25 protein-coding genes are annotated in these 26,864 nt (G+C 63.2%); 7 read left to right on the forward strand and 18 right to left on the reverse strand.

Annotated elements, in window-relative coordinates; translation table 11 throughout:
* Positions 1-57 precede the first annotated feature (57 nt).
* The 5 genes from DKW65_RS16150 to DKW65_RS08795 form a co-directional block, all read right to left on the reverse strand.
* The gene (locus DKW65_RS16150) at positions 58-297 is read right to left on the reverse strand and encodes a helix-turn-helix domain-containing protein (RefSeq protein ID WP_425451925.1); all 240 of its coding nucleotides are present in this window, start codon (positions 295-297) and stop codon (positions 58-60) included.
* 13 nt (positions 298-310) lie between these two features.
* Entirely contained in the window at positions 311-940 is a 630-nt protein-coding gene (locus DKW65_RS08780; protein WP_111656893.1) for an ATPase, read from the reverse strand.
* Positions 940-1,287, reverse strand: a complete 348-nt coding sequence (locus DKW65_RS08785) for a type II toxin-antitoxin system prevent-host-death family antitoxin (RefSeq protein WP_111656894.1) — start codon at positions 1,285-1,287, stop codon at positions 940-942. Before DKW65_RS08785 ends, DKW65_RS08780 begins: the two co-directional genes overlap by 1 nt.
* A gap of 135 nt (positions 1,288-1,422) precedes the next feature.
* Complete coding sequence (locus DKW65_RS08790) at positions 1,423-2,439, reverse strand: putative solute-binding protein (RefSeq protein ID WP_111656895.1); 1,017 nt, start codon at positions 2,437-2,439, stop codon at positions 1,423-1,425.
* A gap of 13 nt (positions 2,440-2,452) precedes the next feature.
* On the reverse strand, positions 2,453-3,490 hold the full coding sequence (locus DKW65_RS08795; protein WP_211315759.1) for a hypothetical protein: 1,038 nt from the start codon (positions 3,488-3,490) through the stop codon (positions 2,453-2,455).
* Positions 3,491-3,862: 372 nt separating this feature from the next.
* On the opposite strand from DKW65_RS08795, the gene DKW65_RS08800 reads away from it, so the two are divergent.
* Complete coding sequence (locus DKW65_RS08800) at positions 3,863-5,590, forward strand: DUF4394 domain-containing protein (protein ID WP_162925780.1); 1,728 nt, start codon at positions 3,863-3,865, stop codon at positions 5,588-5,590.
* Here DKW65_RS08800 and DKW65_RS08805 read toward each other — a convergent pair.
* The 4 genes from DKW65_RS08805 to DKW65_RS08820 form a co-directional block, all read right to left on the reverse strand.
* The gene (locus DKW65_RS08805) at positions 5,571-6,959 is read right to left on the reverse strand and encodes an efflux transporter outer membrane subunit (RefSeq protein ID WP_111656897.1); all 1,389 of its coding nucleotides are present in this window, start codon (positions 6,957-6,959) and stop codon (positions 5,571-5,573) included. The genes DKW65_RS08800 and DKW65_RS08805 overlap by 20 nt on opposite strands.
* Positions 6,956-8,908 carry a MacB family efflux pump subunit gene (locus DKW65_RS08810; RefSeq protein ID WP_111656898.1) on the reverse strand — a complete coding sequence of 651 codons (1,953 nt, stop codon included), beginning with the start codon at positions 8,906-8,908 and terminating at the stop codon, positions 6,956-6,958. Before DKW65_RS08810 ends, DKW65_RS08805 begins: the two co-directional genes overlap by 4 nt.
* Positions 8,905-10,092, reverse strand: coding sequence for an efflux RND transporter periplasmic adaptor subunit (locus DKW65_RS08815; RefSeq protein ID WP_245932443.1), 1,188 nt, complete (start codon positions 10,090-10,092; stop codon positions 8,905-8,907). Before DKW65_RS08815 ends, DKW65_RS08810 begins: the two co-directional genes overlap by 4 nt.
* 76 nt (positions 10,093-10,168) lie before the next feature.
* Positions 10,169-10,510, reverse strand: a complete 342-nt coding sequence (locus tag DKW65_RS08820) for a thiol-disulfide oxidoreductase DCC family protein (protein WP_111656900.1) — start codon at positions 10,508-10,510, stop codon at positions 10,169-10,171.
* A 75-nt stretch (positions 10,511-10,585) separates the two neighbouring features.
* On the opposite strand from DKW65_RS08820, the gene DKW65_RS08825 reads away from it, so the two are divergent.
* A complete protein-coding gene (locus DKW65_RS08825; protein WP_111656901.1) occupies positions 10,586-11,200 on the forward strand; it encodes a trimeric intracellular cation channel family protein in 615 nt (204 codons plus the stop codon).
* On the opposite strand, the gene DKW65_RS08830 is transcribed toward DKW65_RS08825, so the two are convergent.
* Together DKW65_RS08830 and DKW65_RS08835 are read right to left on the reverse strand one after the other, a co-directional pair.
* Positions 11,197-12,183, reverse strand: coding sequence for an NHL repeat-containing protein (locus DKW65_RS08830; RefSeq protein WP_111656902.1), 987 nt, complete (start codon positions 12,181-12,183; stop codon positions 11,197-11,199). The genes DKW65_RS08825 and DKW65_RS08830 overlap by 4 nt on opposite strands.
* 174 nt (positions 12,184-12,357) lie before the next feature.
* Entirely contained in the window at positions 12,358-13,356 is a 999-nt protein-coding gene (locus DKW65_RS08835) for an NHL repeat-containing protein (RefSeq protein ID WP_162925781.1), read from the reverse strand.
* Positions 13,357-13,529: 173 nt separating this feature from the next.
* Here DKW65_RS08835 and DKW65_RS08840 point away from each other — a divergent pair, with 173 nt between their 5' ends.
* A complete protein-coding gene (locus DKW65_RS08840) occupies positions 13,530-16,358 on the forward strand; it encodes a hypothetical protein (RefSeq protein ID WP_111656904.1) in 2,829 nt (942 codons plus the stop codon).
* On the opposite strand, the gene DKW65_RS08845 is transcribed toward DKW65_RS08840, so the two are convergent.
* The 5 genes from DKW65_RS08845 to msrB all read right to left on the reverse strand — a co-directional run bounded on the left by DKW65_RS08845 (position 16,359) and on the right by msrB (position 21,216).
* On the reverse strand, positions 16,359-18,191 hold the full coding sequence (locus tag DKW65_RS08845; RefSeq protein ID WP_111656905.1) for a long-chain-acyl-CoA synthetase: 1,833 nt from the start codon (positions 18,189-18,191) through the stop codon (positions 16,359-16,361).
* Positions 18,192-18,355: 164 nt separating this feature from the next.
* Entirely contained in the window at positions 18,356-19,435 is a 1,080-nt protein-coding gene (locus DKW65_RS08850) for a 5-(carboxyamino)imidazole ribonucleotide synthase (RefSeq protein ID WP_111656906.1), read from the reverse strand.
* 6 nt (positions 19,436-19,441) lie between these two features.
* Complete coding sequence (gene purE, locus DKW65_RS08855) at positions 19,442-19,954, reverse strand: 5-(carboxyamino)imidazole ribonucleotide mutase (protein ID WP_211315797.1); 513 nt, start codon at positions 19,952-19,954, stop codon at positions 19,442-19,444.
* A gap of 198 nt (positions 19,955-20,152) precedes the next feature.
* A complete protein-coding gene (locus DKW65_RS08860) occupies positions 20,153-20,821 on the reverse strand; it encodes a DNA-3-methyladenine glycosylase I (RefSeq protein ID WP_111656908.1) in 669 nt (222 codons plus the stop codon).
* Complete coding sequence (gene msrB / locus DKW65_RS08865; RefSeq protein WP_111657590.1) at positions 20,818-21,216, reverse strand: peptide-methionine (R)-S-oxide reductase MsrB; 399 nt, start codon at positions 21,214-21,216, stop codon at positions 20,818-20,820. The genes DKW65_RS08860 and msrB overlap by 4 nt, the downstream gene beginning before the upstream one ends.
* An 82-nt stretch (positions 21,217-21,298) precedes the next feature.
* Here msrB and DKW65_RS08870 point away from each other — a divergent pair, with 82 nt between their 5' ends.
* The 3 genes from DKW65_RS08870 to htpX all read left to right on the forward strand — a co-directional run bounded on the left by DKW65_RS08870 (position 21,299) and on the right by htpX (position 23,985).
* Entirely contained in the window at positions 21,299-22,525 is a 1,227-nt protein-coding gene (locus DKW65_RS08870) for a pyridoxal phosphate-dependent aminotransferase (RefSeq protein ID WP_111656909.1), read from the forward strand.
* A complete protein-coding gene (locus tag DKW65_RS08875) occupies positions 22,525-23,028 on the forward strand; it encodes a hypothetical protein (RefSeq protein WP_111656910.1) in 504 nt (167 codons plus the stop codon). Before DKW65_RS08870 ends, DKW65_RS08875 begins: the two co-directional genes overlap by 1 nt.
* A 63-nt stretch (positions 23,029-23,091) precedes the next feature.
* Positions 23,092-23,985: a protease HtpX gene (htpX, locus tag DKW65_RS08880; protein WP_111656911.1), complete on the forward strand. Its 894-nt coding sequence runs from the start codon at positions 23,092-23,094 to the stop codon at positions 23,983-23,985.
* A 71-nt stretch (positions 23,986-24,056) separates the two neighbouring features.
* On the opposite strand, the gene DKW65_RS08885 is transcribed toward htpX, so the two are convergent.
* Complete coding sequence (locus DKW65_RS08885) at positions 24,057-25,205, reverse strand: ATP-NAD kinase family protein (protein WP_111656912.1); 1,149 nt, start codon at positions 25,203-25,205, stop codon at positions 24,057-24,059.
* A gap of 126 nt (positions 25,206-25,331) precedes the next feature.
* Between DKW65_RS08885 and DKW65_RS08890 the strand changes: the two genes are divergently transcribed.
* Entirely contained in the window at positions 25,332-25,520 is a 189-nt protein-coding gene (locus DKW65_RS08890) for a PA1571 family protein (RefSeq protein ID WP_111656913.1), read from the forward strand.
* Between the two features lie 111 nt (positions 25,521-25,631).
* Here DKW65_RS08890 and DKW65_RS08895 read toward each other — a convergent pair whose 3' ends face one another.
* Positions 25,632-26,792 (reverse strand): 4-phosphoerythronate dehydrogenase, encoded by a 1,161-nt coding sequence (locus DKW65_RS08895; protein WP_111656914.1) that lies wholly within the window; start codon positions 26,790-26,792, stop codon positions 25,632-25,634.
* Positions 26,793-26,864 lie beyond the last annotated feature (72 nt).

Below are 26,864 nucleotides of genomic sequence, written 5' to 3' on the forward strand. Positions count from 1 at the left end.
CAGATCACCGATCTGCGCAACCTAATAATAGACAGATTCTTTCTATCGTTTCCAAATCTACTTTTGAGCAGTTTCTTTATAGAGCAGCGTAACCGTTGCCCGGCTAAGGCCAGTTTTTCTGGCAACGTCGGCAATATGCAGCTTGAGTTCACCCATCATTCGGGATGGTTTTCGGTATTCACGGAGACTCCCTGTATTGTTATGGCTACTGCTACAGGCGCGGCTGCCTTCCTGTGGCCGAACCGAGCGGTCCTGGCGGCAAAGGCAGTGACCGCCCGTGTCCGGGAAAGCGGACATGCTACTACGAAGGTTAACCTGGCTCCAGGCAAGCACCGAGGATCGGACGCGCCCACTCCGGCGTGCGCTCCATCTGCTCCGGGGTATCCGGCCACACCAACCTCCCCTCCTCAATCCGCGCCACCGGCAACGGATCAGGAATCGGTGTGCCGGGCGGCACGGTGTGGCTGTTATCGAACAAATTGACACGCTGCACGTGGGGCAGCAGGCCGATCAGGTTGGCGCGGGCGCTGTCGAAGCGGGCGCGAATCTTGTCTTCGGGGATGTCGTGGCCGCCGACTGCGACGCGGGCCAGGACGCGCTCACGGTGCAGAGCCGGTGAGGTCAGGCCGCAGAACCAGATCAGGACGTCATGGGTCTGGGTCGCGGCGAGAATGCGCTGCGGCAATGTATTGCCGCCCAGGGTGGTTTCCAGGGCGTGGTGTTCTCCGGCGGCCAGCGCCTGATCCAGGCGCCTGACGCCTTCCTGCCAGGCCAGCGCGTTGGCCTGTTGCTGCGGGCAGCCGGTGGCGTCTCTGAGTTCCCGGGCAAAGGTGTCGGGGTTAAACCAGTCGAGGCCCTGCCGACGAATCAGATGGCCGCCAATAGAACTCTTGCCGGCGCCATTGACCCCCGCCAGCACGAACAGGACCGGGCGCGCCACTAATGGCTCTCGCCAGCCCCGACGTCACCGCCCAGGGTGGCGGGATCATCCATCAGTGCCCGCAGGCGGTCTCCGGCATCGGCCTGCTTGAGTCCGGCCAGATGGGTGTCGAAACGCTGGCGCAACTGCGCCAGGGCCGACGCCTGGGTGCTGTCTGCCTGCTTGAGCAGCTGCATCAGCTCGCTGTAGGCCTCGGCCGACAGGATCACGGCTTCCGGCTGGTTGTGGTTGGTCACCAGCAGGCGCCCGCGCTCGCGGACCGAGCGCATGACATCGCGCCAGCCCGCTCGCTTCAGGTCAGAAGCCGGGCGCCGGTCAAGTTCGTCAAACGCTGTATGGGTTGCCATGGGGAGCACCTCGCTCGTTGCCTGACCCTGATACTAGGGCAAACGGGCAAATATGGCAAATTTACCCATTTTGGCCTATTGCCGAACAAAAAAAGGCCCGCCAAAGCGGGCCTCGAAGTTTATCAACAAGGCTACTTACTCAAGACGTTCGGAACACTCGGCCCGGGCGCCATCGTGACGGCAACGGATATTGCGCAGCAGCGACATCATGTCGGCGTTGTAGACACCCTGGCGGGTCAGATCGACACGCGCTTCGCGCATCATCTCGTCATAACGCAGCGTGTCTTCCTCGTTGATGCGGATCCAGCGATCATCGCTCACGTCACTGTAGGAATTGTCCACCACGGCCTGGGCGCGCTCATGCAGGTTCTCGAACACATACTGGCGCGACCAGTCGGCAAAGCCGTTTGGCAGTTTTTCATGACGCGCCACCAGCTGCATGGTCAGTTGCCCCAGCGTGTAGTCCACGATACCGCCGTCCGGCCCCATGCCCCGGTACAGTTCCAGCGCGCTGTAGGCCATCATCGGCGCAAAGCAGATGTCCACGCTGTGGTTGTTGAAGCGACCGGCGAAGTTGGTGATGTCTGACATCACCGGGGACATGCCGACACGCGCCGCCATGCGACCCTGGGCCACATCATGCTCGAGCACGGAAATGGACTTCCCGGCCAGGGCATTGACGTTATTGATGCTCTGGTCTTTCACGAACAGATAGGCCGCTCCCATCGGCGCCATGCCGATCACTTCATAGGAACCGCTGCGCATGTTGGCCTTGATGCGCGGGTTGTTGCTGGCCAGCACCTGCGCCACGGTGCGCATGACATCGTAGTTCGGAATCGCACCGATGGAGTCGAGGCTGCCGACGTAGCTGTTGAGGTTACGCGACCGCAACCCGGTCATGGCGACCAGATCACATTGCCCGCTGAGAAATTCCTCATAGGCAATGTTCTCATCGGTAAACGCGCGCATGCGCAGGTCGACACCCTGATTCAGGGCGGCGGTACGGTAATCCCGCAGCAGATTGAAGGTATCCCCGGAGGTACCGATGATGTCGAAAACGCAGAAGTTGATGCGCGTAGTGGCCTGTGCGGTGCTGACCATCCCCATCATGCCCAAGGCAAGCAAGGCAGAAACAAGACGTTTGCAAAACATGTCACTTCTCCATTTACAGCAGGTCGTCGATATCGATCTGCTCACGGTCATCACGATCATCCCAGAAGGTGCCCAGGCGCCCGTAGGGGGTGCGCTGGCCGGTATTTTCGGTCCACATGCGATCGGATACGCCCTTCACCATCTCCCCGGCAATGGCATCCAGCAGTGCGTTGTCCGGATCCAGTTCGCTGGTGTCGTAGTTGGCGAAATCACGGATGCCACGGCGTACGTGTTCGTCGTTACCCACGCTGTAGGCCGCCACCACATACAGGGCGCTGTTCAGGCGCACACCGGCATCGAAGCCCTTGCGTACGGCGCCTTCCAGTTCAGCCCAGTTGTCGGCGCCTTCCGGTGCCAGCATCGGCAGGATGGTCCACAGGGTCGCGCGGATGCCCTGCGGCACGCCCCACCATTTGTCGTTATCCAGACAGGTCGCAGCACGCTCTGCCTTGGCAGCAATATCGCGCGGCACACCCACGGTGACATCGGCGGTGGCATCATGCAGCAGTGCCTGGGAACCACTGATCTGGCCGACCATGAACACCAGTTCATCGAAGTCGCTGCGCAGGCGCGGGCAGTCCTGGTCGACATCCACTTCACCGTACTGTTTCACGGCACGCTGGTAGGATTCATACAGGCGACGGGCGGCCACTTCGGCGTGCTGTTTCTGCTCGGTGCGCGCGTCCTGTGCTTCCGCGGTATCACCACGGTTCATGGCCCGGTTGTAGCGCAGCTCGGCATCCAGCGCACGCTGATCGGCGCAGGCGGCGGCCATATTGTTGGTCAGCACGGCCAGGCGGGTCGGATTGGCGTGAACGGACTCGAACGACACCAGGAAAGGCGTCAGCCCCTCACCGGTAGCGCAAGCCATGCCTACATCGGTGTAGGTGAGCAGGTAAGGCGTCATTTCGGAACGCCCGTAGTTGACCAGGATATCCCCGGTGGTCTTGTAGATGATGCTGCAGCCCTGCACCAGCATCACGCCAGCCAGAAGGCCAGCCAGGTGCAGAGAACGGAACAGCGGAACGCGTTGTGACAGATTAAGCCTCATGCCGGAAATCTCCTTGTGTTCTTCTGGCTCGTTATTGTTGTGAAACAGCCGGTGTGAACTGAGTCATGTGAAGGCTAGTATCTAAGTCATCAAATCGAAACTGACTATTAAGAAAAGCTGGTTTTCATAAAGTTAACTTCCAGCGCTGAACCGCCCGTCACACGGGCCCTGATGGCACTTTGCCAGCACCCGATGCCGTCACTCGCCCCTCAGACATGGCGCGCCTTCCCTGCCCCGCTCGCCCGGGTTACGAAGCCTTACACAAGACCCCATAAACCACATTCGTTATTTCACGCCACATTGGCCCGCCAGAACGCCCACTGTCAGCGAAGGGCCAGCTCATGACCTGGCTCGAAAGCGATGGAGAGCTCCATGAAAAACAGTGACTTCCTGCTACCTCTTTTTGCCGCCGCCGCCTTGCTGACCGGCTGCGGCGGCAGCTCCGGCGGCTCCCTGCAGCCCGCTGATCCGCCCATGATGGATGAGCCGCCACAGCTACCGGGCAGCGCCCTGCTGATCCTGAGCAGTGACCTGGAGGATGACAGCCCGATCTTCATCCTCTCGTCTGTGGAGGCCAGCAATCCGGGCGAGGCGACCGGCAGCGTCGCGATCACCGGCCTGGCCGACAATGACATACTGGTGGGCATGGATTTCCGCCCGGCCACCGGCGATCTCTATGCAGTGGGTCGGCTCGGCAACCTCTATGTGATCAACCCGCACACCGCGGTGGTGGAAACCACCGTGGCGCTGGTGGCTGCGCCTGACAGCACACCCACCTTCGAAGCGCTGGACGGCACGCATTTCGGTGTGGATTTCAATCCGGTGCCGGACCGCCTGCGCGTCACGTCGGACACGGGTCAGAACCTGCGCATCAACGTGGACAATGGTGCCACCCTGGTGGATGGCCCGCTCGACAGTGGTTCGGGTGAGACCCGTATCACCGGCTCGGCCTACACCAACAGCTTTGCCGGGACGACCTCGACGCGCCTGTTCAATATCGATACGGGCGAACAGATGCTTTATCTGCAAGATCCGCCCAACGACGGCACGCTGGTCAACGGCGTGACCCTGGGCATCGACGCGGACGACGCCAACGGCTTCGTGATCGACGGACGCAATAACGCGGCCATCGCCGCGCTGACCGTCAACGGGCAACCCGGCCTTTACCGCATCGACCTGACCGCCGAGGCCGATGTGGCCTCACTGATCGGCACCCTCAATATACCCGGCACCCTGCTGGGGATTGCGCTGGCGCCCCCTGCACCCCCCGTCGTCATCGGCCTGACGCGCGACAACGCTCTGATCGAGTTCGCTCCTGGCTCACCGGGCATGGTGTCGGCGCCGGTGACGGTAACCGGGCTGATGGAAGACGGTGAAACATTGGTGGGTGTGGACGTGCGTCCGGCCACGGGCGAGCTTTACGGCGTGTCCAACCTCGGCAACCTCTACACCGTCGACGCCCATTCTGGTGTCGCCAGTTTCCAGGCGGCGCTGGTGGCTGCACCGGACTCGGGTTTTGATGGGCTGCTGGGCGATGACTTCGCCATGGATTTCAACCCGGTGCCGGATCGGCTGCGGTTGATCAGCGATCAGGGGCAGAACCTGCGCATCAATGTGGACAACGGCGAGACGATTGTCGACGGTGACATCGCCTATGCAGAAGAAAGTGATCTGGGCGGGATCGAAGACATTCCCCTGCTCGGTCCGCTGCTGGGGCTGATCGGCAGCATCCTGTTGCCCGAGGACGACGCTGCGGTCCCGGCGTTAACCGCAGCGGCCTATACCAACAGCTTCGCCGGCACGGCCACCACGCAGCTGTTCACACTGGACACCGGGAACGATTCCCTCAATCTGCAGAACCCGCCCAACGACGGCACCCAGGTGCCCTTGACGGATACGCCCATCGCGATCAGCGGCGACCAGGGCTTTGACATTATCGGCGGCGATAACGGTCTGGTGCTGGCTGCACTCAGCGGCAACGGCATGGGGCCCTACACGCTCTACAGCATCAATCTGATGACCGGCGCCTTTACCGAGCGCGGTCAGATTGGTGGCGCGGACGGCCCGGCACTGCGCGGCATTACTCTTCAGCTGCGCTGACCTGTTCAACCGGCTCCTGCCAACCGCCCCCCAGTGTGCGGTAGAGCGTGACAATGGCCTGCATCCGCGCCAGCCGGAGCAGGCCGTTGTTTTCTTCGGCCTGATACAACGACTGCTGGGCGTCCAGCAGGGACAGCAGGTCATCGGCCCCCTCCCGGTAACGGGCTTCCGCCAGGGTGAAGGCACGACGTGTCTGGGCCAGTTCTTCATCCTGCTGGAACGCTTGCTCGGCCAGCGTTTCGATGTTGCTCAAGGCCAGGTCGACCTCCGCAAACGCCTGCAAGGTGGCTCCGCGATACTGCTCCAGTAACTCCAGCTGGCGCGCCTCGCTCAGGTCGCGCTGCGCGCGCAGCCGCCCGGCGTTGAAGATGGGCTGCGTCAGTGAGGCACCGACGTTATAGAGCAGATCACCGCTGAACAGCTCACTGAATACATCACTGCGCGTACCCAGGGCGCCGGTCAGGCGTACGCTGGGAAACAGCGCCGCGCGCGCCACCACAATATCAGCCTCGGCAGCTCGCAGACGCGCTTCCTGCTGGCGAATATCGGGGCGCCGCGCGAGCAGTTCCGAGGGCAATCCGCCCATCACCTCGGGAATCGCCAGCGCCGCCAGACGACCTTCGGTCTGGAAACCCTGCGGCGTACGCCCCAGCAGCAACGCCAGCGCCGCCCGGGCATCACGCTCCTGCTGCCGCAGTGGCTCAACGCTGGCACGCTGGCGGGCCACCACGGCCCGTTGCCGCGCCAGATCCAGCGGTGTACCGGCGCCATTGCGCACCCGCGCTTCCACCACGCGCAGAATTTCTTCCGCCAGTTCCAGATTCAGACGCGCAATCTCCAGCCGCTCCTGCAGCGACAGCACTTGCAGATAGGTGTTAGCGACCCCCGCCGTCAGCGTCAGTGCCACCGTTTCACGGTCATAGGCGCTGGCCAGCAGATTGGCGCGCGCGCCAGCCCGCTGCGCCCGGTTGGCGCCCCAGAAATCCAGCTCATAGCTGGCGCCCAGGCTGGCGCTGTAGCTGCCGCTGGCGCCGCCCTGATCCACAATCCCGCTGCGTCCGGCATCCAGCCCGGCGTCCACATTCGGCAGCAGGCTGGCTCCGGCCATGCGAGCCTGGGCCTCGGCCTGCAGAATACGCGCCGCCGCCGCGCCCAGATCCGGGTTATTGGCTTGCGCTTGCTGCATCAACGCATCCAGTTCCGGGCTGGCAAAGCTGAGCCACCAGTGGCGCGCAGGCCAGGCCTCAGTGGCGCCCAGTCCGTATTCCCAGCCTTCGGGCGGCGCGGGCGGCGTCTGTTGTACCGGTGTCGTACCACACGCCACCAACAATACCGGCAAAGTCAGGCTCAACAGGGTCCGTTTCATCATTCGCTACTCAACGCTACAACGGGGTTCAGCCGCGCGGCTTTCAACGCCGGAGCAAAACCGAACACCAGCCCGGTGCCCGCCGCACAGGCGAACGCCAGCACCATGATCGGCACCGAGAACTGCACCGGCATGGCCAGCGCGCCGATCAGTGCGCCGACCCCCACACCGGCCAGCACACCCACCACGCCGCCCATGGCCGAGACCACCACCGCCTCCACCAGGAACTGCTGCAGAATATTGCGCGTGCGTGCACCCGTGGCCATGCGAATACCGATCTCTCGCGTACGCTCAGTGACGCTGACCAGCATGATGTTCATCACGCCAATGCCCCCCACCAGCAGCGAAATCGCGGCAATGGAACCAAGCAGGATAGTCAGGGTGTTTTGCGTGGCAGAGGCCGTTTCGACAATCGCCGCCATATTACGGATGCGGAAATCCTCAACGCCATGCCGTTCCCGCAGCAGGTCCGCCACCATTGCTTCGGTCGCATCCATCTGGCTGACATCGTCCACCGCCACGGTGATCGAGCGCAGGTGCCGTTGACCAGACAAACGCAAGCTGCCCGTGGACAGGGGCACAAAAACGATGTCGTCCGCGTCGTCGCCCCAGGCCGTGGCGCCCTGCTCACTCATCACGCCAATAATCTGGAACGGCACATTATTCAGCAACAGGAATTCACCCAGCGGATCACTCTGCGCAAACAGGGTGCGCGCCACCGTCTGCCCGATCACCGCCACGGCCGCATAACGATGCTGGTCTTCATCACTCAGAAAGACACCACGTTCAGGCTGCCAGTTGCGCAACAAGGGATACGCCGCCGTGGTGGCGTTGACCTGCGTGGTGGTGTCGCGGCCCGCCGCCCGGGCGGTGGCGCGGCTGGTATTTTCCGGCACCGCAGCAATGATGTTTGGCAGGGCCGCCACCGCAATGGCGTCTTCCGGTGTCAGGGTGGCGATGTCACCGTCGACACTGCGACGACCGAAACCCTCGAAGCCCGGCCGCACCACCAGCAGGTTGGTGCCCATGGCGCTGATCCGCTCCATCACCGAGGTGCGTGCCCCCTCACCGATGGCCAGCATGGCCACCACCGATCCGACACCGATCACCACACCGAGCAGCGTCAGCAAGGTACGAAACAGATTCGCGCGCAAGGATCGCAGCGCCATGCTGCACGCCTCCAGCGCTTCGGGAATCACGGATACTGGCGCCACGGTGCCCTGTGCGCCTGGCACCGGCACGGCTCGCGGCTGATGCCGCACCGGGGTACTGCCGCTGTCGCGCACGATTTCACCGTCGGCCAGCTCGATGACCCGATCCGCATGGGCCGCCACAGTGGCGTCGTGGGTAATCAGAATCACGGTGTGCCCTTCCCGGGCCAACTCACCCAAGAGGGCCATCACTTCGGCACCACTGTGGCTGTCCAGCGCCCCGGTAGGCTCGTCCGCCAGAATGATATGCCCGCCATTCATCAGGGCACGGGCAATCGACACGCGCTGTTGCTGCCCCCCGGACAACTGGTTCGGGCGATGATCCATCCGCTCGTCCAGCCCCAGCCGTGACAGCAGCGCCTGGGCCCGGGCGCGGCGTTCGGCACGCGGCGTGCCCGCATACACCGCAGGCACCTCGACATTTTCCGTGGCGGAGCCCGCCGCAATCAGATGGTAGCTCTGGAATACGAAGCCGAAGGCTTCCCGGCGCAGCCAGGCCAGCTGGTCATCATTCAGCGTGGCCACGTTTTCGCCATTGAACAGGTATTCGCCATCACTCGGCTGATCGAGGCAACCGAGAATATGCATCAGTGTGGACTTGCCTGACCCCGAGGCACCCATGATCGCCACGAATTCCCCGGCATGGATATCCAGCGAAATACCACGCAGCACATCCACCGCCACATCACCGGTGACGTAGCGTTTGCGCACCTCACGCAGGCGGATCAGCGGCGTGCTCAAAACAGCCCTCGTGGCATACGCTGCTGCTGCGGGCGGTTACCGGCACTGGCGCGCCCACCGGGGGCCGCATTCACCAGCACGGTCTCACCCTCTTGCAGACCGCTGCGGATTTCCATGGTGATGCGATCACTCACCCCGGTCTCGACCTCGCGCTGCTCACGCTGACCGTTGCCGGTGATGACCGTTACCAGCCCCTTGCCACCACGCAGCGGCTGCACGGCGGACACCGGCACCCGCACCACATCGCGCGCTTCATCCAGCACGAAGAACACCTGGGCCGTCATCTGCGTCATCAGGCGACCATCGTCGTTATCCACGTCGAACAGCGCCGTGTAGAGCACTACGTTATTGAGAATTTCCGGGGTCGGCAGGATTTGCCGCAGCTGGCCTTCCCAGCGCGTGCCGGGCATACCCAGGGGCGAAAAGTAGGCGGGCATGCCCGCGCGCAGGCGGCTGACATCCGCTTCAGAAACTTCGGTCCATACCGTCATGGTGGACAGGTCGGCAATGCGCATCAGAATCGGCGCCACCTGATTGGCGTTCAGGGTCTGCCCCTGGCGCGCCTCCATGGACACCACCACCCCGTCCATGGGCGCAAAAATACGGGTGAAGCCGAGCGTCGCTTCCTCGGCCCGCAGGGAGGAACGGTTCTGCTCGATCTGTGCCTGCAAGGCGCGAATCTGCGCTTCGGTGGTCAGCACCGTGGCCCGCGCAATCTGGAAGGCATCCTCACTGGTGGCGTCATCGGCCAGCAAGCGCTCCTGACGCTGGAACTGCTGCCGTGCCAGGGCCAGTTGCGCCTGCCGTTCGGCCAACTGCGCCTGCAACGCCACCAGCTGCGCACGACCGGCTTCCACCCGCGCCTGCTGCACGTCCGCATCAATCTCGGCCAGCAGATCGCCTTCGCTGACCTGATCCCCCACGTCCACATGCAAACGTACCAGTTGGCCCGATACCTGGGCGCCCACATCCACATAGTGGCGCGGCTGGAGGTTGCCCAGCGCCGTCACCACATACTCGATATCCCCGCGCGTGGCTTCGGCTGTTGGCACTTCGGCCTGCACCGGCTGGCGAAATGCCTGCCAGCCAAACCAAGCGGCCAACAACAGCAAAGGCACCAGCCAGTAAACCAGCCGGCGCCCGCGGGGCGATAAACGATGGACCATGGGAATGCGTGCAACCACCAGATTTGGCTCCTGTCGATATCAAGGGCATGACAACCGGGAACAGGGCAGAGTCTATGGCAGTATTATGGAAAGATTATGGAGTGCGGCAGCCGTACAGCCGCGCATAGCGCTGCGCCGCCCAGCGGCGATAGACGCGCGTGGCCAGTGGTCGCACCGGACCCCAGGCCAGCCACTGCCACAGCAGCCCGATGGGCGTATGCCGCCAGGCGCGCACCGTGGCGTCGACGCCTGTCACCCAAAGCCCGTCCGACGTGCGCAGATGCAGCACTTCGAGCATGTCACGCCTGGGCAACGGTGTCGCATCCCCGAGCCCGTGGATGTCGACCAGATGCAGGGATTCGCGTTTCAGTCTCGCCAGCCATGCCATTTCCCGGCGGCACAGGGGGCATCGACCATCGTAGTAGAGCGTATCCATCGGTATCTCCGCTGACATGGGCGTAGTATCGTTCCCGCCATCACCAGAAAGAGTGAAGATCGCGAGGACCTGTTCATGCCCCTGCTGCTGTGGCTCGACCTGTTCGGCACCATCGTATTTGCGGTTTCCGGGGCCCTGGCCGCCGGGCGCAAGCAAATGGACCTGTTCGGGGTCATGGTGCTGGCCTTCGTGACCGCCATTGGCGGTGGCACCGTGCGTGATCTGGTGCTCGGGGCTACGCCGGTGCTGTGGATCGCCAAGCCGATGTATATCTGGCTGGCCCTGGCCGCTGGCTTTGCCACGGTAGCCCTGGCCCGACACGTCCGCGTGCCCCGCCATGTCTTGCCATTGGCCGATGCCCTGGGCCTGGCCACCTTCTGCGTGATCGGCACCGAACGCGCCCTGCTGCTGGGCTTCGGCCCCGGCGTGGCGATCGTGATGGGGGTGATGACCGCCGTGGTCGGCGGCATGATTCGCGACATCCTTTGTGGCGAGGTGCCGTTGATCCTGCGCAAGGAAATCTATGCCACCGCCGCCCTGCTGGGCGCGGCGGTGACGGCAGGGTGTGTCATGATCGACATGCCCTTGCTGGGCACCTGGGCGGGGTTCAGCGCCGCCCTGGCCTTGCGGCTGGCGGCGCTGTATCGCAACCTTTCATTGCCGCTGTTCACCTTGAGCGACCGGCGTTAGCGGATACCCTCGAGGTCATAGGCGTAGCCCAGCACATCATTATCCGCATCAATGGTCCAACCGGGCGGTACATCGCCGTCCACTGAAGAGGCATTGTTCCAGACCACAACCTGCTCGCCATTGGCGTCAAGCACGTACAGCCGGTCGGTCAGCGGATTGATCACTACATCAGAGGGGCCCTCGAGCGTGGTGTTCTCACCCATAATCGTCCGATCCGGTGTGGTAGCGCCACCCTCCCGTTGACTGGCCTCGTGAAACGCAAATACCGCCTTTGCCGACTGGTCACCGACATAAAGCATGTCCCGCCCTTCGTCCAGGCTGAGACCCCAAGGGTACCAGCACTCCGTATAGGAGATCTGCGCATCCACCGCCGCCGCCCCATCCTGGGCACTGGCATTGGCGAGCCTGATAAGCGAGCAGCTGCCCGGATCAGCGACGTACAGCAGATTCCGTTGGACATCAGCAGCCAAGCGGCTGTCGGCGCTAATGTCCAGCCCGGTGATCACGGCGGCAGGCGCTGCATCCCCATCGATGCTGGCCAGCTCATCGAAGACCAGGATATTCGGATACGCGACCACATACAGCAGGCCCCGTGACGCGTCCAGCGCGGTGTCCGTGGCTGCATTCAACTGCGTGAGCGGGCCACTGATGCTTCGGGAAGGGAGTGACTCTCCGGTGACCGATGAAAAGCCATCGTAGACATGAATTACGTCCGTGTAACCGGCCACGAAAAGCGCATCAATGCCCCGGTGGTAGGTCAGCCCCGTTGGATCAAAAGAGCTACCGGGTACCGTCAAGATCAACGACGGGTCGCCGTTGATATCCTGTTTGCTACCGATATCAAACACTAGCAAAGCGCCGTTACTGTTATCGGTCACCACCAGATGGGTGAAGCTCGCATTGCCACCGCCACCACCACTGCCCCCACACCCCACGACCCCCGTAACCAACAGGCTGGCAAACACCTTCGTTGCTGCGTTCATTCTCATCCCCCGGTAGAGCCGCATTCAGGGCGGCATTTTTTCCGCAAGGAGCATAAGCCCAAGGAAGAAAAATGGACACAAGAAAAAGAGGTCCGAGACATGGAAGCCCCAGAGTCTGCGGCTGGCCACCCTCCAGGGTAATCTGCTGCCATCGACACTGAGCGACCCCAAGTGCTAGCGGATACCCTCGAGATCATAGCTGTAACTCAGCACGTCATTATCCGCAGAAATGGCCCAATCGGGCGGTACATCGCCGTCCACTGTGGACGCATTGTCCCAGACCACAAGCTGTTCGCCATCGGCGTCGAGCACGTACAGCCGGTCGGTCAGTGGATTGACCACTACCTCAGAGGGGCCCTCGAGTGTGGTGGCCTCACCGGCAATCGTGCGATCCGGCACCCTCGCACCGCTCTCCCATTGGCTGGCGCGGTGAAACACAAATACCGCGCCTGTCACCTGATCACTCACATACAGCATGTCCCGGCGTGCATCCAGACTGATACCCCAAGGGTAATCGCATCCGGCATAGGTGATCTCGGCACTGATGACCGCCGCCCCGTCCTGCGCGCTCGCATTGGCAAGCCGGAAAAGCGAACAGCCGCCCGGGTCCGCCACATACAACAGGTTTCGCAGGGGATCAGTGGCCAACCGGCTATCCACAGCGATACCCAGCCCGGTAATCACGGCAGCAGGCGCCACATCCCCATCAATGCTGGCCAGCCTGTCAAAGACCAGAATATCCGGATACTCGACCACGTAGAGCAGACCCCGTGACGCATCCAGCGCCGTATCGGTGGCCTCGCTCAACTGCGTCAGCGGGCCGCTGATGCTCCGGGAGGGCACTGATTCCCCTGTTGCCAGCGAAAAGTCATCATAGATGTGGATGATGCCCATGTAGCCGGCCACAAAGAGCGCATCAATGCCCCGGTGGTAAGTCAATCCGGTCGGATCAAAATGAGGCGTGGGCAACGCCAGCGTCAGCACCGGATCGTGATTGATGGCCTGCTTGTCGGTGATATCAAACAGAAGCAGACCGCCATTGTCGTTATCGGTAACCACCAGATGACTGAAATTCGGATCGCCTCCGTCCCCCACGCTACCGCCGCCACTGCCGCCGCACCCCGATGCCGCCATAGCCAGCATGACCACAAGCCCTTTTGTTGCTGTTTTCATTCTTGTCCCCCATCGCCGGTTCAGCTACCGCATGATACAGACCTCAGAAGCAGAGACGGGGAACAGCTGCACGATTTGGAGGGCCAGCACACACCGAAATTGCCTGCGACCAGGTAGCACAGTAGTCTGGGCATGGTGGTAAGCCGCAAAAAAGCCCACAGAAGGAGTTCAGGGTGCGCTTCAATATCCTCGTGCTGGCCCTGCTCTGGGGCACTACCACGTTTGCCAGCCCCCCCTTCAATGACCTCAGCACCGACTGGCGCCAGGGCGAGCGCTGGCTGACGGTAGAAACGCCCCACTTCCGTATTCATTACCGTGGAGGAGCCCAGGACTGGGTCGCACATACGGCAGACCGGGCCGAAGCGGCGCATGCGCGGCTGAGCAAGGAGCTGAACTGGCAACCCCGGCAGCGCACCGAACTGGTGCTCACCGATAACTACGATCTTGCCAACGGCTGGGCCAGTGCCCTGCCCTTCAATCAAAGCCGCCTGTTTCTGTCGCCACCGGATCGCTTCAACAGTCTGGAAAATCACGACGACTGGCTGGACATGCTGATCACTCACGAATACACCCATGTGCTGCACCTGGACAAAGCCTCGGGCAGCCCGCTGGGAATGCGCCGGGTGCTGGGGCGCTTTCCGTTTCTGTTTCCGAATCAGTTCCAGCCCACCTTCATGATCGAAGGGCTGGCGATCCAGAAGGAGTCCGATGCCGAGCGCCTCCGTGGCCGTGCCTACAGTGCGCTGTACGAAGGGGAGATACGCGCGCAGGTTGCCGCCGGGCCGCGCAGTCTGTCGCAAGTCAGCGTCACCAACCGGCGCTGGCCGTCGGGGGATGGCTATCTGTATGGCGCCTTTTTCTATCGCTTTCTGGAAGAAACCCGGGGTCAGGCACGCATTGATGCGCTGATCGAAGACTACAGCAGCAACCTGCTGCCCTTTGCACTGAACAGCACAGCGCAGCGCGTGTACGGCGAGCGTTTCCCGGCGCTGTGGGCGGCATATCAGCAGTGGTTGCATGATCATTTTGCCGAAGACGGTGAGCCGCTGTCGGGGCAGCCACTGACGCATCACGGGCTGACGAGTTATCCGCCGGTCGCCCGTGGTGAGTCGGTCTATCGCATTCAGGACGACGGCCATGCGCACCCACGGCTAGTGCGTTACCGCGACGGCCACCCACCGGAAACCGTGACGCGGCTGCGCAACCCCGGTCTGTTCGATGTCAGCGCCCAGGGCGATATCGTGATGGCCAGCACGCGGCTGCGTCGGGAAAACCGCGCCTGGAGTGATCTGTATCGCTACACCGGGCGGCGCTGGCAGCGGCTGACGCAAGATGGCCGCTACCGTGAGGCGCGCTGGCTGGGCACCGACACACTGCTCGCACGGCGGATGGTCAACGGCCTGCCCGAACTGCGCCGGCTCGATCGCGACGGCAACGATCTGGGTGCGGTGTGGCAAGGCCAGCCCGGCGAGGTGTTGGGACCTTTCAGTCTGCACCCGGACGCAACGCATCTGGTGGCGGCCTTCAAACCTGCTGGCCGCAGCTGGCAACTGGCGCGCATCGATCTGGCCGACGGCACCCTGACCCTGCTGACCGACAACGCTTTCATTCAGGGAGAGCCGAGTTTTACGGCGGATGGCGGCCTGCTGTTCAGTGCGGACTATCCCACCAGTCCGTCGCGCAGCCGACGTTTCAACGTCTGGCATTGGCCTGCCGACGGAAGTTCACCCCGGCGACTCACAGACGTGAATACCGCCGCACTGACGCCGGTGCAAACCGATGATGGAAAGCACTATGTCCAATATCTGTCAGACAGGGGCTATGACCTGTGGCAACTGGAACCGACCAATGAACCGCTCGACGAACCGGGCGAGCCAGCACCGCTGACGGCCGCTATGCCCCCTGCCCCCGGCCCGCATCCGGGCAGCGAGGCAGGCGCCACTCCCGTCGTCCTCTCCACGCCTCAGCCTTACCGGCCCTGGCACAGCCTGCGGCCACGCTGGTGGTTCCCGGTGTTGCTGGCCAATGACGACAGTACCCAGGTGGGGTTTTCCACGAGCGGCCAGGACAGCCTGGGCGAGCATCAGTATGCGCTCACGCTGACCTGGGAAAACCGTAGCGAGGAACCGGCAGGCTTTGCCGCCTGGCAATTCAGTAACCGCTGGCAACTGTTCGGCGAGCGCGACCTGTCTTTCTCCAGCAGCGACGGCGAGGTCACCCGGGTACGCGCCTCAGACACCCTGAGCCTGTCGCGTCTGAATCTGTGGAATGCGCTGGATGATCGGCTGGAGCTGCGCGCGGGTGTCTTCATCGAGCGCGACAGCGATCGCTTTGTTGCCGAGGGCACAACGCCCTTTATCGACCGCCAGCGCGGCCTGGCAGGCATGGCGTTGCTGTATGACAACCGGCAGTCGTTCCGTTTCAGCATCAGCCCGGCCGCCGGGCGTCGCCTGGCCCTGATCGCTGAAACCAACGAAGCCATCACCAGTGATTTTACCGGCGAGGTGTACAGCCTGGATTACCGCGAATTCATTCACCTGGGGCGTTCCCATGTCCTGGCGCTGCGCGCGGCAGGCAGCTGGGGGAGCGACGCGCCCAAACCGGTCAGGCTGGGCGATCACCACGGGGAAAGCCTCGGCGTATTCGGGCGCGACCGCTATCTTCTGCGCGGCTACCCGGATAATGAACTGTTTGGCCGTCGGGTAGCACTGGGCAGTGCCGAGTGGCGTTTCCCGCTGGCCAGAATCCAGCGCAACGCGCAAACCTGGCCGGTCGGTGTGCGCGATCTGCATGGCGCCCTGTTCAGCGATACAGGCGCCGTATGGAACGACACGCCGGGGCCTTATGACGAGCAGGCCTTTACCGGCGTGGGCGCCGAACTCACCACAGAGCTGGTGCTGGGCTACAACCTGATCCTGCCGCTGCGCGCTGGCGTGGCACGCGGCCTGGACAACGACCTGGGCGAGACCCGGGGGTACATCGCCCTGGGCGCGGCCTTCTGATCAGAAGCGATGCTCGCCACCATTGATCTCCGCCGCAAGCTCGGCGGTCAGGGGCTGGTAATCGATCTGCCCCGGCAGTAATACATAGAGCGGATTATCCTGCCGGGACAGATCATAGCCTTCTTCCTTGAGACGGTTTTTCTGGTATTTGAAAGTGCCGGTGGTCTCCACGGCGTCATAACTGATACGCAGGAAAACCGGTACGGCGTAGATCGGCAGATAACGGTAGAGATGGTTAACAAAGGCCTCGAAATCAAACGCCGCCAGCGATACCTTCAGACATAGCCGCGCCATACCGGCACGGCCGTTGGTGTCCGGAATCTCCACGCCATACACCACCGACTCCTGCACATCCGGGTACTGATCGATGATCTGCTCCACTTCGGTAGTGGAAACGTTTTCCCCTTTCCAGCGAAAGGTGTCCCCCAGCCGGTCCACAAACTGCGCATGGCGATAACCGATATCGCGCATCATGTCGCCGCTGTTGAACCAGGCATCGCCCTTGCGGAAAACATCACGAAAAATGGATTTCTCGGTCTTGTCCTGATCGGTGTAGCCGTCGAAGGGCGTCTTGGCGGTAATTTCACCGATCATCAAACCGGCTTCGCCTTTTTTTACTTTTTTCATGAATCCATCGGCCCCACGCACGGGCTTGTCGGCATCCTTGTCGTACTCGACGATGGCGTAGGAGACGGTGGAAAAACCGACCGTGTTGTCGAAACCGAAGATATTGGCGAAAGCAACATTGCCCTCGGAAGAGCCATAGATCTCGACCACCCGCTCGATACCGAAACGGTCCTTGAAGGCCCGCCAGATGCCGGGCCGCAAACCGTTACCGACAATAATCCGCACCGGGTTGTTCGCATCCCCCGGGCGACGGGGCGCATCGTGCAGATACCGGCACAGCTCGCCTACATAACCGAATGACGTGCATTCATAACGACGCACGTCATCCCAGAACCGGCTGGTGGAAAAACGCCGCGCCAGCACCAGCGCCGCCGAAGCGCAGATGATCGCGCTCCAGCAGGCCACCATCCCGGTAGCGTGATAAAGCGGCAACGTGCAGTACATGCGATCGTCCTTGCTCAGGCCCACCGCAGCATGCCCCAGCCCCCCGTACGCTTTCCACCAGCGCCCGTTGTTGAAAATCACGGCTTTCGGCATGCCGGTGGTGCCCGACGTATAGATATAGAACAGCGGATCCCGAAGCACGATACGGTTCACGGCGTCGGGGTCATGATCGGACATGTCACGCAGTGCTTCCGCAAGGTTCACATAGCCTGGAGGGGCAACACCGGCCTCCTCGCGCGTATTGCGATCCGCCCAGAACAGAAAACCACCGCGCTCCAGGCTGAGTTCGGAACGCACCGCTTCAACGGCCTGATGCATCTCCTCGCCCACAATGATGGCTTTCGGTTCCACCAGGTTGATGCTGTGGATCAGCACTTTTTCACGTTGCGACGTATTGAGCAGCGCCACGCAGATGCCCTGCTTGGCGCAGCCCAGGACCGTCGCGATCAGCTCCGGGCGATTCTCGATGGCCACCGCCACGGTGTCACCCTTGCGCAACCCGCGTGCGGCCAGCGCATGCGCCACCCGGTTGGCCCAGGCATTAAGCTCGCGATAGCTGAAGCGCTGATCCTCGAACATCAGCGCCACACCTTCAGGGTTATTGTTTACCGCCAGCTGAAATCCCCGCGCCAGACCCACCGGTGTGCGGGTATCGGTGATTTTCGACATGCGGGCGCCCTTGATCAGGCCCGGAAGATTGGCGAGCACTCTGGGCAGTCTGGCGACCAGACGCGGTAACGTAATCACATCCGTATTGTGCACAAGCGTATCCCTCTGCTTTGTTGTGGAGGGTTCGAGAATAGCGGTGCAGGAGGCAATGCCTCAACCCGTATCTCGGTTAAGGCTGTGTTGAACAACAGGTGGGCTTTGCGACGTGCGAAGCCTGATATGGAGCGCCCACCACAAATCAGATGGGAAGTTGCGGGTCAGAGATCCTGAGCCAACCAGGGCAGCTGGGTGGTAAGTTCGTGCAGGCGGGCGTGCAGCGATGCCGCATCGCGGGTAAACAGATTGAAGTGCCCCATCTTGCGCCCGGGACGTACCGGGGATTTGGCATACCAGTGCAAATGCAGGTCGGAGATGTGCAGCCACTCCGGGTCCCAGGCTTCACCAATGATGTTGATCATGGCAGCGCACCCGTGCAGTTGCGGGGCGGCCAGCGGCAGATTGCACAACGCGCGCAGGTGCAATTCGAACTGGCAGGCACTGGCCGCGTCCTGGCTCCAGTGGCCGGAATTGTGCACGCGCGGCGCCAGTTCGTTGACCAGCAGGCCTCTGTCGGTATCGAACAGTTCCATGGCCATCACGCCGACATAACCCAGATGATCCATGATGCGGCCCAGCCAGTCTTCCGCTTCGGCTTGCAGATCGGCCACGCAGGCGCCCATCTCGGCCACGGGTGCCAGGGTCAGACGCAGAATGCCATCGCGATGACGATTTTCCACCAGCGGCAGGAATACTTTTTCGCCGTTGGCGTTACGCGCGCCGACCAGCGACAGTTCGCGACTGAAATCAATGTGCGATTCGATGATGGCGCTGTCGGCGGGGGGCAGATCGCCGCCCTTGTTCAACGCCCACTGGCCCTTGCCGTCGTATCCGCCCCGGCGGGATTTGAGCCGGGCGCGGTCACCGAAATCCGCCATGGCCGTCGCGGCGTCACCATGCCACAGGCCCCAGGGCGCGGTAGCGATGGCCAGTTCATCCAGCATGGTTTTCTGCTGCGCGCGGTCCGGCAGCAAGGCATAGGTGTCGGCGTTGGGGAACTTGTTATCGCTGATCAGGGCCTGCACCAGCGGCGTTTGCGGAAAATGTTCCCGCTCGGACGTGATCACGTCGTAACGCGCCAGCACGGCGTCGGCGTCCAGGGTCTGACGCAGGTCAGAGCCGCCGGCAATGATGTCGCCTTCTTCCGGGTGCAGCCGGTCGACCACCACCCCCAGGCGCACGCCGGCCTCGGCCAGCATCATGCCCAGTTGCCCTTCACCGATCACCAGTACATGACGCATCTGTGCTTACTTCCCGGAGTCCAGTTCGGAACGGTCGATGATGGCGGTCTGGCGCACTTCATCGGCACGCTCGGCCTTCCAGTCCGCCAGTTTCTGCAGCAGCGCCGGATCATGGGACGCCAGAATCTGCACCGCCAGCAGGCCTGCGTTATAGGCGCCTGCAGCGCCGATCGCCAGGGTGCCCACGGCCACGCCACGGGGCATCTGCACGATGGACAGCAGGCTGTCCAGGCCAGACAGTGCCTTGCTCTGCACCGGCACACCCAGCACCGGCAGTGGCGTCATGGAAGCAATCATGCCCGGCAGATGGGCGGCGCCACCGGCACCGGCGATGATCACCTGAACACCCCGGGTGTGCGCGGCCTTGCTGAATTCGAACAGGCGCTCGGGCGTGCGGTGCGCAGACACCACCTCCGCCTGCCAGTCGATACCGAACAGATCCAGCACTTCGCAGGCCTCGCGCATGGTGGGCCAGTCGGAACGGGACCCCATCACCACCGCCACGGGGGGCTGTTGCATCATCCTTCTCCACCTTGGTTCCGGCGCCATTCAGGCGGCACCGGCCGGCTTACGCCAGGGCGGCGCGCGGCCCCCGGGCAGTGTCCCGCCAGCAGAAATACCGGCCCCGTCACCGGCCAGAGGGGCGGCGATGCGGGCAATACAGTGAGGCGGGGCGGCAATCCTAGCATCATGGCCGGGGCAAGACCAATGGCCGTATCAGCCCACGGTCATGGAGAGGGTACGGCTGATATGGGCCTGGGGCAGCCCGGATTCCGCCTGCCAGGTGTTGAAGGCCGCCTGGGCCGCACGCCGGTCACGCTGGCTGGCCAGCGCCCGGTCCACCACGCCATTGGCAATCAGACCGGCCAGCACATCGCCGGTGGGGTACCAGGTATCACGGCCCACCATGCGCAGGAAGGCCGGGGCCGAACTGCCCCCCAGCTGTTTGCCCCGGCGGCTGAGGTCACGCCACAGCTCCACCAGGCGATCATCCGGCCACTGGCCGATAAAGCGCCCGAAGCTGCCATGTTCGCGGGCCACATCCAGCACCAGCTGGGCATTGTGGCGGATCGCACGCATCTTGCCGTAATGGCGGATCAGGCGGGTGTCCTGCATGCGCGCGTCCAGCATGTCGTCGGGCATCAGCACCAGCTTTTCCGGGTCGAAGCCGAAGAAGGCGTCTTCAAAGGCCGGCCATTTATTGTCCACCAGCCGGTGCGACAACCCGGCGCGGAAGATGCGCCGCATCATGTTGGACAGATAGAAGGCATCCGGCTTGCGCGCCAGCGCCGCTGGCGTCAGGACCTTGGGCATGGCGGCACGCACCGCCGCCTCGCCGCCGTGGCGCTGGCAGGCCAGGGCATGAATGTCAGCAAAGGATTTCATTCAGGGTCCAGCTCCAGCGAAGCCGAGTTGATGCAATAGCGCAGCCCCGTGGGCGCCGGGCCATCCTCGAACACATGCCCCAGATGCGCGTCGCAGCGGGCGCACAGCGCCTCAACGCGGATCATCCCCAGGCTGGTATCCCGCTGCTCACGGATCACCGCCGGGTCCAGCGGTTGCCAGAAGCTTGGCCAGCCACTGCCGGAGTCATACTTGGTGGACGACCCGAACAAGGGCGTGCCGCAACAGGCACAGCGATAGGTGCCCGGTGTCTTGGTGTCCCAATAGCGTCCGGTGAAGGCGCGTTCGGTGCCGTGCTGACGGGTAATGCGGAAAGTCTCTGGATCAAGCGTGGCACGCCATTCGTCGTCGGAGCGCCTTACCTTGTCATCTGCCATGATCATCTCTCCTGCCTTCATATACAGCGCAGGAAGCGGCATTGTAGAATGCTCGCTCCCTTTCCTGACCAGTCTGATATTCATGAGTGCGGATCAATCCCTGATTCTCAAGTCCGAAAAGCTCAAGGGTGTATGTTACGACATCCGCGGCCCGGTGATGCGTGAAGCCAACCGCATGGAAGAAGACGGCCACCGGATCATCAAGCTGAATATCGGCAACCCGGCGCCGTTCGGTTTTGGCGCGCCGGACGAGATTCTGCAGGACGTGATTCACAATCTGGCAGACTCCACCGGCTACTGCCATTCCAAGGGGCTGTTCCCGGCACGCAAGGCGGTGATGCACTACTGCCAGGAAAAGGGCATCGACGGTGTCACCATTGATGACATCATCCTCGGCAACGGCGTCTCTGAACTGATCGTCATGGCCATGCAGGCGCTGGTCAACAACGGTGACGAGATCCTGATTCCGGCACCGGACTACCCGCTCTGGACCGCCGCCGTGCGCCTGTCCGGCGGCACCCCGGTGCATTACCTGTGCGACGAACAGCAGGACTGGCAACCGGCACTGGATGACATCCGCGCCAAGATCAACCACCGCACCCGGGCGCTGGTGATCATCAACCCGAACAACCCCACCGGCGCCAACTACAGCCCGGCGTTTCTTGAAGAACTGCTGGAGCTGGCCCGGCAGCATAACCTGATCGTGTTTGCCGACGAGATCTACGACAAGATCCTGTACGACGGCGAGCAGCACACCTCCATTGCGGCCATGGCCGATGACCTGCTGTGCGTGACCTTCAACGGCCTGTCAAAAAGCTACCGCGTGGCGGGCTTCCGGGCGGGCTGGATGATCATCTCCGGCACCAAACACCGTGCGGCAGACTTTATTGAAGGCCTGGAAATGCTGGCCTCCATGCGCCTGTGCGCCAACGTACCGGCCCAGCATGCCATCCAGACCGCCCTGGGCGGCTACCAGAGCATCAACGATCTGGTGTTGCCCACCGGGCGCCTGGGCAAGCAGCGTGATCTGGCCGTGTCCCTGCTCAACGACATCCCCGGCGTGTCCTGCGTGACGCCCCGTTCGGCGCTGTACCTGTTCCCGCGCCTGGACCCGAACCTCTACCCGATCGAGGATGATGAAGCCTTTGCCCTGGACCTGCTGCGCCAGGAGAAGGTCCTGGTTGTCCAGGGCACGGCCTTCAACTGGCCGAAGCCGGATCACTTCCGCATCGTCTTCCTGCCGAACGTGGATGACCTGACAGAATCCATCCAGCGTATCGGCAACTACCTGGAACGACTCAGAAAATAATGGCGGACCTTCACATCGACGACTTCTGCCGCGATGCGGCCCGCATCCTGATGCACCTGTACAACGGCTTTCCCCGCCCACAGGCGGTGTACGTGGAGGACATCTCCGGGCCCGATGAACCCGACGAGGTCGGCCTGCATTCACGACGCTATATGGCCTGCCTGGGCACCATGCTGTGGCTGGCCGATGAAGGCTTCCTGCGTTACGCCAACCTGATCTATCAGGACGGTATCGATCAGGCGGTGCTGACCAACAAGGCGTTCGTGCTGCTGAGTGCGGCCAGCGACGTACAGCTGGCCCCCCTGCAACCGGAACTGCCGCGTTCCCTGCTGGCCGAGCGGCGCACCCTGGTGGAGCAGATCCGCACCGCCCTGCGGGCCGGTACCTCTGATGACATCAGCACCATCATGCGCTTCTTTCTGTCACGTCGGCCGGACGCCGTCATCAGCCCCGCCGCTGTGGAGCAATTTCCATCCGGCGGTTGTCAGACCGATATCACTTGAAAACCAGGCAAAACCCCACAATATTGAGGGGCAACGCATAACTCGACTGGAGATTGCACAACAATGATGCGAATCGGCCTCTTTCTGCTGACTAACCTTGCGGTACTGGTAGTGGCGGGTATTGTTCTGAGCCTGCTGGGCGTGGATTCCACGCTGCAGTCCAACGGCGTGGACCTGGATCTGCAGGCCCTGCTGATCTTCAGTGCCGTGTTCGGTATCTCCGGCTCCCTCATCTCGCTGCTCATGTCCAAGTGGATGGCCAAGCGCGCCGCCCGCGTGCGGATCATCGACCAGCCGCGCACCCCTGGCGAGCAGTGGCTGGTGGCCACCGTGCGCGAGCTGTCCACCAAAGCCGGCATCCAGATGCCGGAAGTGGGCATCTTCCCGGCCCAGCAGGCGAACGCCTTCGCCACCGGCTGGAACCGCAACAAGGCCCTGGTCGCCGTCTCCGAGGGCATGCTCCAGCGCTTCTCGCCGGACGAAGTCCGCGCGGTCATGGCCCACGAAATCGGCCACGTGGCCAACGGGGATATGGTCACGCTGGCGCTGGTTCAGGGCGTGGTGAACACCTTCGTGATCTTCTTCTCCCGCATCATCGGTCATGTCGTCGACCGGGTGGTGTTCAAGACCGAGCGGGGTTATGGCCCGGGTTACTACATCACGTCCATCGTGGCGCAGATCATGCTGGGCATTCTCGCGTCCGCCATCGTCATGTGGTTCTCCCGCTTCCGTGAATACCGCGCCGATGCCGCGGGTGCGCAGCTGGCCAACCGCCAGGGCATGATTTCGGCTCTGGAGCACCTGAAAGCCGAATCCGGCGTACCGAACCAGATGCCGGAATCCATGACCGCCTTCGGTATCAACATGGGCGTGCGCAAGGGCATGAAAGCCATGTTCGCCTCGCACCCGCCGCTGGACGACCGGATCGCCGCCCTGCGCGAAAATCGCCACGGCTGATTCCACCCGTCATCAACAAAAAGCCCGGTACACCACCGGGCTTTTTTGTTGGTGCCACCATGCAGGCTGCGCTACGGCGTACCGGCATCCGTGGCGACACGGTAAAGCACTTCGTCTTCGTAGCCAGCGATGACCGGCAGCAGGCCACACAGGGCCCGGTCCAGCGCCGCATCGCCGGTATCCACCAGCAAGGGCCGCCCGCCCAGCGACGCGAGCTTGCTGCGCGTCGCCAGCACATGCAGGTTGTCGCGGCCCACACGGCGAATCACTGCCGGGCTGAGCTGCTGGTTCCCCCGCCCGAACAGATGGCCCTGCCCCCCGATCACCGTCAGCACCGCCCGCGCAGGCCCGTCACCCAGTTGCGCCAGAATCTGGTCGGCCGTGACGTCGCTGGCCAGCAGGGCGCCATCGCGCACCAGATCCACCCCCAGCAGGGTATTCGGCAGACCCAACTGGGCCATCAGCTCGGCTACGGTCGAGCCTGAGCCCATCAGATACGTCACCCCAGGCGCCAGACGCTCTACCAGCCAGGCGCAGGCTTCCGTCACCTGCAAGTCCTCCTGCTCCGGCGCCCCGCACTTCACCTGCTGCAGCAGTTGCGCATCCGCGGGCACGGTCAGGCTGCCGTAGTAACGTGCCCGCACCTGCCCGGCACGGAAGGCCTCCTCGTCGATATCGCGCACCTCGCCCTCGGTGACATTCACCATCTCGCCCCGGGCCAGCGCCACCAGCAGGCGCCCCGCCGCTTCCGGGTTCACCGCGTAAACCGCTGAATGCATCTTGCAGCCCGCCGGAATACCCAGCACCGGCACCGCCGCGCCGACACTGTCCAGCACATCCCGCGCCGTACCATCGCCGCCGGCAAACAGCAGCACGTCTATGCCCGCCGCCAGCAGGGCAGCGGCGGCGGCCCGTGTATCCCCGGCGGAGGTCATGCCCGCGCCCGGCTGGCCAACGACCTCCGCGGACAGTCCTGCGGCATCCGCCCACCGGGCGCCCATATCGCCCCCCCAGACCCGCAGCCGCACCGGCACCTGCGCCTCGGCCAGCAACGCCAGCGCCCGCTGTGTGCGTGGCCCGGCCTGCGGCACCGCCCCCCGCGCCAGCGCCTCCTGCACCACCTGCGCGCCGTCGCTGCCCTTGAGCGCCACGGCACCGCCCAGCCCGGCGCAGGGGTTGACCAGAAGACCGATAACCAGCGGATTTTCCTGAGAATTCATACGGGTGTCATATCTCGAAACAATACTTCACTTGGAGGCAGCAGGAGACCGGCGTTAGGGTAATCCTGTCGGCAAGCCCCACGGGCTGCAGCCTTCAACATCATCAGCCCCCATTAAAGGTGCTCCATGAGCCAGAAAACCGCGAAACTGTACGCCGTAAAGCAGAAGCCGGATTTCCACGGTGCGGCCCTCATTGATGCCCAGGGGCGCGAAATCCCGATCACGGAAGACATGATACAGCAGGCCTGCGAGCGCCTCGAACATGTCTGGCATTATCCTGCACCGTCCCACGCGGCACACCACCGCGCGGGCTGATAGCGTCGGCGCCTGCACGCCGTCCCTGTCCGCAGTAATCAGTACCCTGTAGCAGTAAGGTCCGAACGCCCGGTGTATACCCCTGACACCGGGCTTTTTTATGTGCCCGGTTTACGTGTCAGATTCCGGTGCACGGCGGATTGTCACGCCCAGCGCGGCCAGTAGCGGCTGCCAGCGCGGCGCCACCAGACCCTCCACCGTCACCCCTGCCAGTTCGTGCCGCACCGGAAACTGCCTGCGCAAGCGATCGAAGCCTGCTGCCTTGCCTTCCGGGTCGTCCTCCGCCAGCACCGCCGCCAGCGCGGCATGGGTATCACGCATATCCCAGCGCTGGCGCAACAGCGCCAGCACATCCTCAGGCCCGGTCACACCCGCCTGCCAGCGCATCGGGGCAGGCTCGATCTGCGAGGACACCGCAGGTGGCACCCCGAGGTGCTCACACAGCGCCTGGTAGACCATCAATGAGCCCCGAGTGCGTCCCTCCACACTGTATCCGGCGATATGGGGACTGCCCCGACGCACCCGCGCAAACAGCTCGGCGGGGACCTGCGGCTCGGTTTCCCATACATCCAGCACCACAGAAGGGCCGCCGGACGCCAATCGGGCCAGCAACGCAGCGTTATCGATCACCGGCCCACGGCTGCTGTTGATGAGCAGCTGGGCTGGCCCCAGACGCGCCAGCGCAACCGCATCCAGCAGATGACGTGTGGCATGCGGGCCCTGCTCTGTGAGCGGCACATGCAGCGTGACGACATCACAGGTCAGCACCTCGTCCAGCGGCTCATCCAGCGCCAGGCCGTCGCCGTCCATGCGCTCCCCTGCCGCCACCCGGGGCGGATCGCAACCCCGCACCTGGCATCCCGCAGCGGCCAGCAGCCGTGCCACGCGCCCGCCGGCATTGCCGACACCGACCACGCCCACCGACAGCGAATCCAGCGAACGGCCCTGCTCACAGGCCCATTCCAGCACCGCCTGCAATACGTACTCGGCCACCGCCATGGCATTGCAGCCCGGCGCATGGGCAAAGCCGATGCCCGCCTGCGCCAACCAGGCCGTGTCCACATGATCGGTACCAATGGTGGCAGAACCGACAAAGCGCACGGGCGTATTCGCCAGCAAGGCGGCATCCACCCGGGTCACGGAGCGCACCAGCAGCACCTGTGCTTCGCGCAGATCGGCCTGCGTCAGCCCACGACCGGCACAGCGCGTGACCTCACCCAGGGGCGCAAACAGCGCCAGGGCGGGCATGTTTTCATCGGCGGTGATCTTCATGGTGTGGCGTCATCATCCGGCACGGCATCATTTTCCAGGCACAGGGGAACCCCGCAGTGCTGGGTATGCTCG

The organism is Isoalcanivorax indicus (assembly GCF_003259185.1).
Lineage (GTDB): Bacteria > Pseudomonadota > Gammaproteobacteria > Pseudomonadales > Alcanivoracaceae > Isoalcanivorax > Isoalcanivorax indicus.

What these genes read in the sequence shown, in the direction of transcription:
- DKW65_RS16150 (WP_425451925.1), bottom strand. Translation starts at nt 297, where the DNA reads ATGTCCGCTTTCCCGGACACGGGCGGTCACTGCCTTTGCCGCCAGGAC.
- DKW65_RS08785 (WP_111656894.1), bottom strand. Translation starts at nt 1,287, where the DNA reads ATGGCAACCCATACAGCGTTTGACGAACTTGACCGGCGCCCGGCTTCT.
- DKW65_RS08790 (WP_111656895.1), bottom strand. Translation starts at nt 2,439, where the DNA reads ATGTTTTGCAAACGTCTTGTTTCTGCCTTGCTTGCCTTGGGCATGATG.
- DKW65_RS08795 (WP_211315759.1), bottom strand. Translation starts at nt 3,490, where the DNA reads ATGAGGCTTAATCTGTCACAACGCGTTCCGCTGTTCCGTTCTCTGCAC.
- DKW65_RS08800 (WP_162925780.1), top strand. Translation starts at nt 3,863, where the DNA reads ATGAAAAACAGTGACTTCCTGCTACCTCTTTTTGCCGCCGCCGCCTTG.
- DKW65_RS08805 (WP_111656897.1), bottom strand. Translation starts at nt 6,959, where the DNA reads ATGATGAAACGGACCCTGTTGAGCCTGACTTTGCCGGTATTGTTGGTG.
- DKW65_RS08820 (WP_111656900.1), bottom strand. Translation starts at nt 10,510, where the DNA reads ATGGATACGCTCTACTACGATGGTCGATGCCCCCTGTGCCGCCGGGAA.
- DKW65_RS08825 (WP_111656901.1), top strand. Translation starts at nt 10,586, where the DNA reads ATGCCCCTGCTGCTGTGGCTCGACCTGTTCGGCACCATCGTATTTGCG.
- DKW65_RS08830 (WP_111656902.1), bottom strand. Translation starts at nt 12,183, where the DNA reads ATGAACGCAGCAACGAAGGTGTTTGCCAGCCTGTTGGTTACGGGGGTC.
- DKW65_RS08835 (WP_162925781.1), bottom strand. Translation starts at nt 13,356, where the DNA reads ATGAAAACAGCAACAAAAGGGCTTGTGGTCATGCTGGCTATGGCGGCA.
- DKW65_RS08850 (WP_111656906.1), bottom strand. Translation starts at nt 19,435, where the DNA reads ATGCGTCATGTACTGGTGATCGGTGAAGGGCAACTGGGCATGATGCTG.
- purE (WP_211315797.1), bottom strand. Translation starts at nt 19,954, where the DNA reads ATGCAACAGCCCCCCGTGGCGGTGGTGATGGGGTCCCGTTCCGACTGG.
- DKW65_RS08860 (WP_111656908.1), bottom strand. Translation starts at nt 20,821, where the DNA reads ATGAAATCCTTTGCTGACATTCATGCCCTGGCCTGCCAGCGCCACGGC.
- msrB (WP_111657590.1), bottom strand. Translation starts at nt 21,216, where the DNA reads ATGGCAGATGACAAGGTAAGGCGCTCCGACGACGAATGGCGTGCCACG.
- DKW65_RS08870 (WP_111656909.1), top strand. Translation starts at nt 21,299, where the DNA reads ATGAGTGCGGATCAATCCCTGATTCTCAAGTCCGAAAAGCTCAAGGGT.
- DKW65_RS08875 (WP_111656910.1), top strand. Translation starts at nt 22,525, where the DNA reads ATGGCGGACCTTCACATCGACGACTTCTGCCGCGATGCGGCCCGCATC.
- htpX (WP_111656911.1), top strand. Translation starts at nt 23,092, where the DNA reads ATGATGCGAATCGGCCTCTTTCTGCTGACTAACCTTGCGGTACTGGTA.
- DKW65_RS08885 (WP_111656912.1), bottom strand. Translation starts at nt 25,205, where the DNA reads ATGAATTCTCAGGAAAATCCGCTGGTTATCGGTCTTCTGGTCAACCCC.
- DKW65_RS08890 (WP_111656913.1), top strand. Translation starts at nt 25,332, where the DNA reads ATGAGCCAGAAAACCGCGAAACTGTACGCCGTAAAGCAGAAGCCGGAT.
- DKW65_RS08895 (WP_111656914.1), bottom strand. Translation starts at nt 26,792, where the DNA reads ATGAAGATCACCGCCGATGAAAACATGCCCGCCCTGGCGCTGTTTGCG.